This window comes from Ezakiella coagulans (assembly GCF_003096635.1).
Lineage (GTDB): Bacteria > Bacillota > Clostridia > Tissierellales > Peptoniphilaceae > Ezakiella > Ezakiella coagulans.
In genome coordinates, this window is the sequence record NZ_QEKV01000003.1 from 1 (window position 1) to 13,068 (window position 13,068).

General features: G+C 37.4%; 13 protein-coding genes and 1 riboswitch. All 13 genes read right to left on the reverse strand.

The window, feature by feature from the left end:
* Positions 1–161: 161 nt before the first annotated feature.
* On the reverse strand, positions 162–1,343 hold the full coding sequence (gene grdD / locus C7381_RS02845) for a glycine/sarcosine/betaine reductase complex component C subunit alpha (protein WP_034545896.1): 1,182 nt from the start codon (positions 1,341–1,343) through the stop codon (positions 162–164).
* Positions 1,344–1,354: 11 nt separating this feature from the next.
* Positions 1,355–2,896: a glycine/sarcosine/betaine reductase complex component C subunit beta gene (gene grdC / locus C7381_RS02850; RefSeq protein WP_116479811.1), complete on the reverse strand. Its 1,542-nt coding sequence runs from the start codon at positions 2,894–2,896 to the stop codon at positions 1,355–1,357.
* A gap of 52 nt (positions 2,897–2,948) precedes the next feature.
* Entirely contained in the window at positions 2,949–4,259 is a 1,311-nt protein-coding gene (gene grdB, locus C7381_RS02855; RefSeq protein ID WP_081935433.1) for a glycine reductase complex selenoprotein B, read from the reverse strand.
* 34 nt (positions 4,260–4,293) lie between these two features.
* Positions 4,294–4,767 carry a glycine/sarcosine/betaine reductase complex selenoprotein A gene (grdA, locus tag C7381_RS02860; RefSeq protein WP_116479812.1) on the reverse strand — a complete coding sequence of 158 codons (474 nt, stop codon included), beginning with the start codon at positions 4,765–4,767 and terminating at the stop codon, positions 4,294–4,296.
* Positions 4,768–4,862: 95 nt separating this feature from the next.
* Complete coding sequence (locus C7381_RS02865; protein ID WP_034545911.1) at positions 4,863–6,149, reverse strand: glycine/sarcosine/betaine reductase component B subunit; 1,287 nt, start codon at positions 6,147–6,149, stop codon at positions 4,863–4,865.
* 228 nt (positions 6,150–6,377) lie between these two features.
* Complete coding sequence (locus C7381_RS02870; RefSeq protein ID WP_116479813.1) at positions 6,378–6,692, reverse strand: thioredoxin family protein; 315 nt, start codon at positions 6,690–6,692, stop codon at positions 6,378–6,380.
* Between the two features lie 14 nt (positions 6,693–6,706).
* Entirely contained in the window at positions 6,707–7,645 is a 939-nt protein-coding gene (trxB, locus tag C7381_RS02875) for a thioredoxin-disulfide reductase (protein ID WP_034545917.1), read from the reverse strand.
* Between the two features lie 224 nt (positions 7,646–7,869).
* Positions 7,870–7,964, reverse strand: a riboswitch (glycine riboswitch).
* Positions 7,965–8,060: 96 nt separating this feature from the next.
* The gene (locus C7381_RS02880; RefSeq protein WP_116479814.1) at positions 8,061–9,674 is read right to left on the reverse strand and encodes a Na/Pi cotransporter family protein; all 1,614 of its coding nucleotides are present in this window, start codon (positions 9,672–9,674) and stop codon (positions 8,061–8,063) included.
* Between the two features lie 91 nt (positions 9,675–9,765).
* Positions 9,766–10,230: a tRNA (cytidine(34)-2'-O)-methyltransferase gene (locus C7381_RS02885; protein ID WP_034545922.1), complete on the reverse strand. Its 465-nt coding sequence runs from the start codon at positions 10,228–10,230 to the stop codon at positions 9,766–9,768.
* Positions 10,224–11,057: a Cof-type HAD-IIB family hydrolase gene (locus C7381_RS02890; protein WP_116479815.1), complete on the reverse strand. Its 834-nt coding sequence runs from the start codon at positions 11,055–11,057 to the stop codon at positions 10,224–10,226. Before C7381_RS02890 ends, C7381_RS02885 begins: the two co-directional genes overlap by 7 nt.
* Positions 11,044–11,517 carry a transcriptional regulator NrdR gene (gene nrdR, locus C7381_RS02895; RefSeq protein ID WP_034545926.1) on the reverse strand — a complete coding sequence of 158 codons (474 nt, stop codon included), beginning with the start codon at positions 11,515–11,517 and terminating at the stop codon, positions 11,044–11,046. The genes C7381_RS02890 and nrdR overlap by 14 nt, the downstream gene beginning before the upstream one ends.
* A 90-nt stretch (positions 11,518–11,607) precedes the next feature.
* On the reverse strand, positions 11,608–12,684 hold the full coding sequence (ftsZ, locus tag C7381_RS02900) for a cell division protein FtsZ (protein WP_116479816.1): 1,077 nt from the start codon (positions 12,682–12,684) through the stop codon (positions 11,608–11,610).
* A 31-nt stretch (positions 12,685–12,715) separates the two neighbouring features.
* Positions 12,716–13,066 carry a small basic family protein gene (locus tag C7381_RS02905; protein ID WP_034545931.1) on the reverse strand — a complete coding sequence of 117 codons (351 nt, stop codon included), beginning with the start codon at positions 13,064–13,066 and terminating at the stop codon, positions 12,716–12,718.
* Positions 13,067–13,068: the final 2 nt, after the last annotated feature.

The following is a 13,068-nucleotide window of genomic DNA, read 5'->3' on the forward strand; positions in this document are numbered from 1 at the left end:
TATGCACCTCCTTACTTGTGGTTTCTATTTTTAGTATAGGATGTTTTGCGTATAAGTGCAATTTTTTTACATAAAAATATCTATGGAGGGTTTTACTCCCCCATAGATATTATAGAGCCAATTTATAATAAAAAAGACCGACATAAGTCGATCTTTTCATACTAACAAGGTGTTTCTTCAGCCATAAATCCTGCTTTAGCAAGAACTTTTTTAGCTGCATCAAGTTTTGAGCTGTTAACCATAACAACAGGTCCGGTGCATCCCATTCCGCTTGATGCAAAGATGCCTTCTTTCCAAAGAGCTTGGACAGCATCTTCCATTTCAAGAATGTCGATTCCACCGATAGAACCATCTGTTACTTCTTCAGCCGGAGCCTTGACTTCTTCCTTAGGACCGGAAGTCTTCTTAGAAGCTTCTTCCAATTCGTTTATAACTTTTTCAAGTCCTGCCTTGTTTGCTTTTTTATATTCATCTTTTATAAGCTTTTTAATATCGCCACGTACGCATTCTGCTGCATACTTAATAGCATTTGCAATTACAGGATAACCGCTTGCACGTGAAATGATGTAGATAAGTCTTTCATATCCACTACCGATTCCAGGACCGTAACCGTATCCGTGAGCTTCGAAACTACCGCCTGTTACATAACTGGAGAAAATTTTCATCAATAGATTTCCTGTCAATGTATCAGTAACCATGATATCAGGAGTTCCCATCAATAAATCGTTTCCTCTCATAACGCAACCGCCATCTGCTCTTGCAGATTCAGCGAAATGGATTTTGTATCCGCCTTTATCAATTTCTTTAAGTGCTCTTTCAACTTGTCTTGCTCCATCGACATTAAGAATTCCAAGTGTTGGTTCAGGATTACCCATAGCTTTTGCAGTAATAATACCTGCAATAGCGTTTAAAACCATAGCTTCAACTCTGTGTGGAGAAGATGTACCTGTAGTTGTTGCAAGTGTCATTTCAGCACCCATTGCAGGTGTGACAACACGACCAACTGTACTTACTCCAATTGGGAAACTGTAGTGCATTGTAACACATGCATCAATTTCCCCGTTGTCGAGAAGTTCTTCCATTACTTTGTAGCCTTCTTCATCAGATTCAACATTGTATTGTTTTAATTTAGAATCGCATTTGTGTCCAATCAGTACAACTTCTATTGAAGGATCTTTTGCTTGTGCAATTTCTGCACCTTTGATGACATTTTCTTCACCATGTTCAGAACCTATAGTTGTTACACCAACTCTAACTTTTTTTGCGAATCCACCTGTTTCAATACCTGTTGCAATATCTTCAAAAACATCAGCTATCATCTTTTTGATATTTTGTTCAGACATGAATTCCCCTCCTATTCAGCTTTAAAAGAAGCCGCAAAATCTCTCATAGCTTCTGCTACATACTTCTTGATAGTATCTTCAGAAACTCCTTGTGACTCTTCTCCCTTCTTGCCGTCGTTTGCTTCAATAACGATTGAAACACCGTCGAATAGGTTTGTCATTCTTCCTAGGAACAAGCTTCCTTTACCAATAATCATACCGCTCTTAATCTTTCCTGAAAGCATATCTTCTCTCATATAACCTAGTGCCGGAACACCTGAAGGAATATGTCCTTGTGTAGGAGCCCAACCTCTCCAGCCGTGATCTTTAGAGAAAGTTTTTAATTCTGATTTTTCCATGTCACCTTTTCTTACAGCAAGTGCTGCAATCATCTTGTAGTTAGCTTCAGGAACGTCTCCTGCTCCAGCAGGTTTTGTGATATCCGGATTTTGCATTTCCGGAGCAAATTTATCGATATCTGTAACTTTAAGTCCTGCTGCATCTAAAGGATTTGTTACAAGAGATTGAATAACTGCTTGTGGTGCAGAACCTGTTCCTACTGTGTGACGACCAACAATGTCATTTCTCATAATAGGGTTCTTTCCGTCATTTTCACCGATAATTGTTGCAAAACCACCGATACAGTCTTCGATAATCGGAAGACCTTTATTAACGTGGTCCTTACCATTCATACCAAGCTTAGCTGTACATCCGCCTGCTACAACAAGAATATTCTTAAATGTTCCTGCTGCTACAAGTGAACTTGCTGCAAGTAATGAGTGTGAAGGTGCAGCACAGAATCCTCTTATATCGGAACCTGTTGCATTTTCAAGTCCTGCGAATTCAGCAATAGATTTAGCGAAGTTTCCTCCACCTCTTTGGTTCATATCTCCGCAAGCTTCTTCAGAACATTCGATAACATAATCGATTTCCTTAGGATCGAATCCACTCTTAGCAATGCAGTTTAAAGCTGCAATAACGCCTGAAGCTTTTGCTACAAGGTTTTCGAAAATGATATGAGCCGTCAAGTTAACGTCAACGTCATGAGCACGTTTAACACAACCAACGAGCTTGTTGTTGTCCATCAAAGGTTCTGCACCGTGATTCTTAACAAGATCTTCTATTTCTTCAATGTCTGCTCCATCCTTTAATCTTTCTGCATGTTTGTTGTCGATTAATGGATGGTCAAGAATTTCTTGTTTGCAATGATTTGAGAATTCATGTTCAAGTCTTACAAGATCAAATACGTCGACCATCTTGATAAGTCCGATAAATTCATGTTGTGGCATGATTTCACCGAATTTACCATGTCTGTCGGCATTTTCCACCTTATAATTTGTCCATGGCTCTGGGATTTCATCTAAATCTTCCGGTCTTTTGTTTCCAATATATACTTGGTTTGGAAGATATGAAACGCAATCTTCAAATGATCTCAAATGTTCCGGTAATTTCTTTAAATATTCGCTTTCTGGATTAACTATCATCTCTGTGGTTTGTGTTGTACCGTTATGAAGAACCATATCCGGTGCTTGAATAAGAACATAACCACTACCTTTGTTTACTGAGTAACTCAAATTACACCTCCATAAAAATATGACCGGGGACTAATGCCCCGGTCTAAAATAATTAGTCAAATACTTTTTGTCCGTCAACTTCTGTTGTTAGGGCTTTTAGTGCTTTGCTAACAAGTTTCTTTCTTAGTGCATATTCTTCCGCTTTATCCAATTTTGGATCTCCTAGTGGGTGAGGAATAGCAATTGTAGGAACAATTCTATTTGCACCAACTGTTAGAGAAATAGGAACAACAGTACACATGTGAACAACTGGAAGACCAGCACGTTCAATTTCCTTTACCATCGTTGCACCGCAACGTGTACAGGTGCCTCAGGTAGAGGTCATTATAACTGCATCTACGCCATCAGCTTTTAATTTCTTAGCATATTCAGCAGCAAACTTCTTTGCACTAGCAACAGCTGTACCATTACCAACTGTAGTGTAGAACTTGTTGTGAAGTGAACCAATGATTCCTTCTTTTTCAAATTCTCTCATAACGTCAACCGGCAATACTCTGTCAGGGTCTTCGTTTGCATATACAGGGTCATAACCACCGTGTGCTGTTTCATATGTTTCTTCTGTCAAGTCATTAACACCTGTGATATCATATTCACCGTATTTACTTGCTGATGAAGATTCAATATGATCAGGATTTCCCTTAGGTACGATTCCTCCTGATGTGCAAAGTGCAATTTTTGCATGTGCAAGATCTTTAACAGCAGGATTTGGATCAACTCTGTCGAAATTAGGCATTGGATATTCTGTTACGAATTCTTCGCCTCTTAATTTCTTTAAGAGCATATCAACAGCTCTTTCAGCACCTCTCTTGTCGCTGAACATGTTGTATCTGATACCTCTTGCCATATATCCTTCTGCTTCAGGATCACCAATTTCTTCGCCCTTGGCAAGCTTAAGTCCAAGTGCAGCCATCAAAGGAACTGCTTTACCCATAGCTGCTGCAGAGTTACCTGTAGCAATGATGTATACAGATTTTTTAAACATATCTGCACCAGGGTTTTCAACATACATTCCTGTAACTGATGGGATTCCTAATTCATTTTGAACTGCATCTGCGATAGTAGCACAAGCTACACCGTAACGACCAGCGTTAAATGCCGGACCTGCAACAAATAAATCAGGTTTTATTTCTTCTACAATAGAGAGAATTTCTTTTTTAGCTTCTTCTATATTTTCACCAAAATATGAGTCTCCGCAGATAATTGTTTTAACAACGTCTGCTTGGCCTTTAAATGCGCCTTTAAGTGCATTACCAGGACCAACTGCTCCATCTCTTACTTCAGGTTTAATGTCAGCTTTTTCTTCGCCGCCGATACCTGCAAAGAATTGGTTGATATAGTGAACTACTCTAATTACATCTCCCATATTCTTACCCCCTTTCTTTAAGGTTATTTATAATCTATAGATATTGACAATGTTCGTCTCTCATCGCTTTAATTTCAGCGTTGATAGCATCCCCATCGAGAACCATTTCCATCATTCCGATTTGTTCATCGTAAACTTCAGGATCGATTTCAGCTTTTACTTCTTCTTCTAATACGTGGTACACCTTGAGTCCCAACGAGACTCCAGCGAGCGGACCTGCCCATGTAGGGTCACCAGCTGTAACTGTTTCAGCAGCTAATCCTGCTGTTTCAGCTTCTGCCCCACCTAGTAAAACTAAAACGTTTTCTGCGCCGTATTTTTCTGCGGCTTCTTTAACTCTGTTTTGGTTTTCCAAGTCCATAGCTCCTGCGGCGGTTCAGACGAAGCATTCTGTAGCACTAAATACTACTTCAGCTGGAGTCGTCTTGATGCATTCTTCCATAGCTGGACCTGGGATACCATCTCTGTCACCAATAATGATGACCTTTGTGCTATCTGTAAATAACATATGGTTTCCTCCTTAAAATATTTATAGTGTTTTTCCTTTCAATTTAATGAATGAAATGGTTAGAGGTTTCCCTCTATTTTATATTTTGAATTATACTATTTTCCTCTTGCGGTTAAATAGTTAAATCCGGTTTCATTTGTAGCGCCGGTTATTGCTTGGATTTCTACTTCGATTGAACCATCTTCTCTGAGTGATCCATCAAATCCACCTGCAATAATGTCTACATATTGAGTGTCTCCGATAACTGTATCCATTGGTGGCAAATCAATTACTTGGTTTGCGTTTCCACCTGTAACAACAGCATCTGCTAAAGGATCAGCGTCTGCAAGTGATTGGCTGGCGCCATCTCTTCCTGCATATTCGTCAGTAATAATAACTGTCTTTACGCCTTGCTTTTCTATCTTCTTGCAATTCATAATCAAGTCAGTATCAGGGTTACCGAAACCTTCTTGAGATACAATTACACCATCCAAGTCAAGCATTCTGCATAACTTAGCTGTCCAGTTAGATGATCTTTCCTTGTCAGCTAAATATACGTTTTCATTTGTAATAATCATACCAACAAAGTTGATGTCTTTTCCGTGAACTTTGTATAGATTTTTTACTACTTCATTGTTCATGTGGACATATGTTGGGTTCTTATCACAGCTTGATACGCAGTTACCACTGATGATTGCACCGTCAAATAATTCTGTTGGGTACAAAATCGTAGGAACAATTTGCTTAGCATCTACTCCGTATACATATGTGTCGTGGAGCAATCCTTGTGATTGAAGCATTTGAACATAAGCTACTCTCGGTAGTCCTTTGAACTTTTCTGCTCCTTCCATGAATGGGAGTGTTTCATACACTTCTGTCTCATCCGGCTCTAAATTTCTTCCTGCTTCTGCAAGATAAGCAGCTGTTTTAAAACCTGCATATCTGAGAGCTTTTTCATGTTCGTGTTGTTTTAGTCCATCGATTGGATCTGCTTTTAGAACAATATTTAGAGTTTTTGAGAACGGTGTGTATTGTGCACCCGGACCTGTCATGTCAACGATTCCTTCTTGGAATCCGACGATCTTACCGGTTGTCATAACTGCACAACCTTTCAGTACGTGAGTCTTACCACTTCCGACGATGTCAACTTTTGACAAGACGCCCGGGAAAACTCCGCCTGGACCTTCTACTTTTACGCGTGGTTCAACAACATCCTTAACAGGTGTAATTCTTACACTTTCACCCGGACGTGCTAAAAATACATCAGCACATTTGATGTGTTCATCCTCTAAAACCAAGTCGATGATTTCTTGTTTGTTAACAAAAAGTGTACCATCTTTGATCTCGGTTTTATCACCGAATTGAATATCTTTAATAATGATATTACCAATTTCGAGACGCATAAACTCACCTCCTTAAAAAACTTAATTTATATTTGAACCGCCTGAACGTATCTCACGAAACAGGCAGTTAAATACGTCAATTTTATGCGGTTAATGCCGCATCATTTCTATAGATTATATCACTTTAGTGATAGGGTAACCCTTAAGGAATAGTTCAAGTTCCTGTCAAGGGTAATTTCGACTTTTGGTCTCCCCCTTTTCTCCGGGGTTATGAGTTTATTTAAAAGACTATTTTGTCTTTTCTAGCATTTCGCGTACAGATTCTTTTGTAGCTTCTTCTTTGTCTAATCTGTAAACTTGTTCACCATCTTTGTAGATAGCAATTACAGGGAGTCCTAAAACTTTTTCTCCGATTGCAACTCTTCTTCCTGTTGCAATGTCAAATGAGCAGAATTTTACATTAGGAAAATCTTCTTCCATTGCGTGAACATGTGGCATAAGTGCTTTACATGGTTCACATGCTTGTGACCAGAAGTCTACTAAAATGTAACCTTCACCATTTTTTACTTCTTGTTCGAAATTGTCTTTTGTTAATTCTAACATATTAACCCTCCTTATTATTCAAAGTGTTCGTTTATATATTTTTCAGCTTGTGTTGCGGCAATTGCGCCGTCTGCAGTAGCTGTAACTACCTGTCTTAATTCTTTCTTACGGTTGTCTCCTGCTGCGAATACTCCCGGAATATTTGTGTGCATGTTTTCATCTGTTACAATATACCCTTTTTCCATATCGAGAATTCCTTCAACCAATTCGTTCTTAGGAATATATCCGACGAATACGAATAAACCGAATGTTCCGTCATTTTCATCAGCAAAGATTTCACGCTTTTCGTGTGTGTTTGTATCTTCAAGAACAATGCTTGTTAAAATTCCATCACCTTTTACTTCAGTAACAGTTGCGTTCCAAATATAATCGAGTTTTGGATTTTTGAAAGCTTTTTCTTTAATACTTTCAGCTGCACGAGCTTCATCTTTTCCTTTTCTATAAACAATAGTAACTTTTCTAGCAAATTTTGAAAGATACATTGCTTCTTCAAAAGCTGAATCTCCACCACCAACAACATACACTTCCATATCTTCAAAGAAGTTTGCGTCACATGTTGCACAGTAGCTTACGCCTCTTCCTGTGAATTCAGCTTCTCCAGGGCAACCAATTTTTCTAGGTGTTGCACCTGTTGCAACGATAACTGTCTTTCCTTCGTATGTGTTATCTTTACAAATTACTTTTTTAACTTTTCCTTCAAGTTCAACTTTTTGTACTGTATCAAGAACAAATTCAGCACCGAAATTGTCAACTTGATCTTTCATTCTTTTAATTAAGCTTGGACCTGAAGCATTTTCAACTGAACCCGGATAGTTTTCAACATCATCCGTAATAACAATTTGTCCACCAGCTTTTTCTTTTTCAAGAATAAGTGTCTTAAGTCTAGCTCTTGAAGCATAAAGTCCTGCTGCAAGTCCTGCAGGGCCTGCACCAATAACGATCACGTCGTACATAATATTCCTCCTTATACGATTATCTATTATACATATACCCTTTGTGGCATATAATAAACAATTTACTCAACATTGTTACGACACTGTAACAACTACGAAATTTCACAAGCTTTTTTAAACAATAAAATACAGAACCTATTTTGGCTCTGTATCTTTTACCTGAGAGATTCTCAATTTTTTTAATTGATTGCTCCTACGGCGAATAAATTTCTTTCCAGAGGTCTGTCCCTCAAACGGTCCTTTTGCCTGAGTCCTTCTAAGTTTTACTTATTATACCTTCGGCGCCACTACATGTAGCGGTCTCTCCCGTTTAAAATCAACCAGTCGTTATTAGCTTGTAATTACATTGTATCATTTACTTGCGAATAATGCAATAGCTTTTTCAAATATTTTTAATTTTTTTTATAAATAAATCCTATACGTTTTCTCTATTAACAACGTATGTTGCGATATTGTTACTGTGGTCACTGACTCTTTCAAGATTCGATATGCAGTCGAGAAAAATAATTCCCGGCGGTGCATCAGTATATTTATTTGAAAGTCTCCTGATATGTGTTTCTCTGTACTCTGCTTCCATTTCATCGACATGGTCTTCTATTTTAAATACTTCTCTTGCAAGGTCGCTATCTCTTCCGACAAACGCTCTTATCGATGTTTCAAATGAAAGTGAACATTCCTCAAACATGTTTTTCATTTGTTCTCTTAAAACATCATCAAATTTTATTGAATCCTTATCTATATCCTCTAATAACTCAGCAATGTTTTTTATATGATCTCCACACCTTTCAATGTCACTTATCATATAAAATAAATCGTCAACATCCTTATGCTGCTCATCCGAAAGCGGAGAATGACTGAGTTCTATAAGATATGACGTAATTTCACTTTGCATTTTGTTAATTAGAGCTTCTCTTTGCATTATAGTGTCAAATTTTGCCCTATCGCCATACACAATTAAGTTTTCTGCTTCTTTAAGAGATGTTTTTACCATATCGCTCATTCTTTCCATTTCTTTAATTGCTTGGCCAAGAGCGATTGCCGGCGTCTGTAAAATACGATTATCAAGATAAATCGAAACTTGTTCCTCGTCTTTGTCTATACCCGGTATGATTTTTTCAGTAACTTTTACAAGCGCATTTGTAAATGGATAGAAAATAATTGTATTTAAAAGATTGAAAGCAAGGTGTGAAATTGCTATTTGAGTAGGAAGGCTTGGAATGTTATTTTCCATAAAAGCAACGTACCAAGGTTTTATTATTAGAAAAACTATCATGAATAAAATAGAGCCAACCAAATTGAATAAAAAGTGAATTAATGCAGCTCTTTTTGCCGTTTTATGTGCTCCAAGGGAGCTCAGTATTGCGGTTGTAGTACTTCCAATATTCGTTCCAAGTAACATAGGAAATGCTGCCCCAATATGCATAAGTCCCTGCATTCCAAGAGCTTGCATAATACCTACAGTAGCTGATGAGCTTTGAAGGATTGTTGTCGCAATTACCCCAATTATCAAGCCCAAGAATGGTGAATTTAGTTGTTTCATGAAATTTGAAAACATTTGATTATCACTTAAAGGTTTCAAGCCTTGTTCAAGCATCATGATTCCAAGAAACAGCAAACCGAATCCTAAAAATGATTCCCCAAGGGATTTTGTCGATTTAGTTTTACCAATCAAATAAAAAACTGTACCAACACCTACCAAAATCGGCGAATACTGACCCAAGTTAAGTGCAATGATAAATGAAGTCATAGTTGTCCCGATATTTGCACCCATTATAACTCCAACCGCCTGATTTAGAGTCATAATTTTTGCGTTTACAAAACCAACGACCATAACCGTTGTTGCACTGCTGGATTGAATAAGGCAAGTAACCAACGCCCCGACAAGTATCCCCCTGAACGTGGATTGTGTAAGAGCACCCACTATAGCTTTCAGTTTACTTCCTGCAGCTTTTTGAAGACCTTCTCCCATTAGAGCCATTCCGTACATGAAAAGGCCCAAGCCGCAGATAACTTTCATAGCAATTTCCATATTATCTCCTTAAAAATAAACTACACCTAAATAATATCACAAACAAAATATTATTAAAAGTAATTTAAAGCACTTTTAATTCTCCATTAAACTAGTGAGAAAACGGAAAATCAAGCTGTCTAAGTGCTTCGTATAAAATTATATTAGCAGAATTTGCAAGATTTAAGCTTCTTTTTAATTCCGGTATCATAGGTATAGTTATTAGATTGTCATGATTTTCTTTCATTATTTCAGCCGGAAGGCCTGATGTTTCACGTCCGAACATTATAAAATCTTCATCTCTGAATTTGACATCGGAATATCTTCTTTGCCCCTTTGTTGTCGCGCAATATAGAGTTATTCCAGGATTTTTAGATTTAAAATCCTCGTAGTTTTCATATACATGTAAATCTACAAGTGGCCAATAGTCAAGTCCGGCACGTCTAACCGCTTTTTCGTCAATCGAAAAGCTTAAAGGTTTTATAAGGTGCAATCTTGTCTCTGTAAGAGCACATGTTCTTGCAATTGCACCCGTATTATACGGGATTTCCGGCTCAAAAAATACAATATTTAACAATTTAAATTAAACTCCTTAATAAGTGCATTTGCAACTCCCTCATCATCGTTGTCTCCAACAACAGTTGCTTTGCTTGCCTTCTTTATTTCATCCGTCGCATTTCCCATAATAAACGGATGACCTGCGAGTTGAAGCATAGGAAGATCATTTTCATTGTCACCGAAAGCCCATACATCGTCCCAAGTTATCCCAAGCTTTTCAATCATTGATTCAATGCCATACTTCTTAGTTCCTTTAGACGATGTAATCTCAATATTATTATGCCACGAAGATGAGTTAAATATTCCTTCTCTATCAAGAAGCTCTCTAAACTTAAGTCTCGCTTCGTTGTCATCCGTTATGATTATTATCTTATAAATATCGTCATCGATATTATAAAGTTCTTCATACGGAAGAATCACTCGTCGCATTTTATCTTCATATCCTTCCGGCATCCTGCCCTTTATTTCTGAGAGAGGATTTGTTTGATTTTCTTCACTTGTAATAAGACCATCAATTGGATACAAATGAAAATAAAATCCTGTGTTTTTAAGTAAGTCAAGAACTTTATTCACAGTTTCTTTGTCAAGCTTTGCTTCATAGATCATATTACCATTCTCATCGGCAACATGTGAACCATTTGTCGCTGCAATCATCAGATTAAGGCCATGAACTTTTGCATAATAATACGGACTCACATAAACTCTCCCTGTGATAAAAGCAAGCTCTACACCTTGTTTTTGTAGTTCCTTTAAAACCTTCTCCGTTTTCGGTGTAATTTCCTTCTTATCATTCAAAAGTGTTCCGTCCATATCAAAAGCTGCCAGTCTTTTCTTATTTGTCGTCATTATTACCTCTGTCCTCTATCATCTTTTTGAGTTCTTCATAGAAACTCTTTGTATCCTTAAAACTTCTATAAACACTTGCAAATCTGACATAGCTGATTTCATCAACATCTTTTAATCTATCCATTACCATTTCGCCTATTTTTTTACTCTTAACCTGCTTTGCCATTGAATTTGAAAGTTCCTTTTCGATTGAATCTACAATTTCATTCATCGATTCAATTGAAACAGGACGTTTCTCAGCTGCCCTTATCAATCCTTTAAGTATTTTTTCTCTATCAAATTCTTCAGTTGTGCCATCCTTCTTTTGTACAACCAAAGGTGTTTCTTCATATCTTTCATATGTCGTAAATCTATGCTTGCACTTGAGGCATTCACGTCTTCTTCTGATAGTCTTTCTATCTTCGCTTTGCCTTGAGTCTACAACTTTAGAGTCTATATAACCACATTTAGGACAATACATATAAAACCTCCTTATGCACTATAAAAAAGGTCCGCCAAACTAAATTAATTTAATTTGTACGGACCTATTGTTATTGTCTTCTAATCGAAATTAATTCTTAAGAAACGGCGGAATGTCTAAATCCCAAGGTAAACCCTTTGATGATGTGGAAGCTTTTTTATCATCTTCCTTTTCTTCTTTTTCAGAAGTTTTTTCATCTCCGTTCTTTTCCTTTTTTTCGCCAAATTCTGTAGCAATAACGGTAATCTTAATAGAATCTCCAAGAGATTCATCGATACCTGCACCAAGAATGATGTTTGCATCCGGATCAACCGCTTGTCTTATGAAATCAGCAGCTTCATTAAGTTCGAGCATTCCCAGGTCATCTCCACCTGTTATATTAATAAGAACACTTCTTGCACCTTCAATTGAAGTTTCGAGAAGCGGACTTTCTATTGCTTCTTTAGCGGCTTCACTAGCTCTGTTGTCGCCTTGAGCATAACCAATACCCATGTGAGCAATACCTTGATCTGCCATGATTGTCTTGACGTCAGCAAAGTCAAGGTTGATGAGGTTTGGAACCGAAATCAAATCGGAAATACCTTGAATACCTTGTTTTAAAACATCGTCTGCCATCATGAAAGCTTCTTTCATTGTTGTTTTCTTTTCAGCAATTTGTAAAAGCTTGTCATTTGGAATTGTAACCAATGTATCAACCTTCATTTTGAGCTCGTTAATTCCGGTCTCTGCATTTTTCATTCTTTGTCTGCCTTCAAATGTAAATGGTTTAGTAACAACCCCGACAGTAAGAATACCCATATCTTTTGCAAGTTCAGCAACAACAGGAGCAGCTCCTGTTCCTGTGCCTCCACCCATGCCACTTGCAATGAAAACCATATCGGCTCCTTGCAAATGTTCAATTATTTCATCTTTGTTTTCAAGTGCAGCTTGAGCTCCAATACTTGGGTTTGCACCTGCACCAAGTCCTTTAGTAATCTTTTCGCCGAGTTGAACTCTTGATTCTGCTTTACTTGTTTGTAATGCTTGTCTGTCGGTATTAAGTGCAATAAACTCTACACCCTTTACTCCGCATTCAATCATTCTATTCACGGCGTTGTTTCCGCCTCCGCCAACACCAATTACTTTAATCTTGGCAAACTTATCAACGTCCATATCAAAATCAATCATATTAATCCTCCATATATTTATTTATATTATATCATACTTTTTCGTTTTTTTCTAACTTTTCTATTAAAATTCTTCTTATTTCTGCAAAGTTGTTAAAAATACGTGTACCAAAAACAACTATTGTGGCATAATATATCGGAACACCGACTCTATCTCCGAAATATGTCAAAAAAACTGCAATCAACGTATTGCCGATTAAACCGGACATAAATATTTTTGTATTGAACTTTTTTTGAAGATCCGCATTTAAGCCACCAAGAATCGAGTCTAGCGACGCTAATATTATAACCGATACATAAAGGCTATATACGGTGTTATATGTGTACGGTAAAAATAATCCAATCAAAATTCCGATTAAAATTCCAATTAAAACAATTGACACAA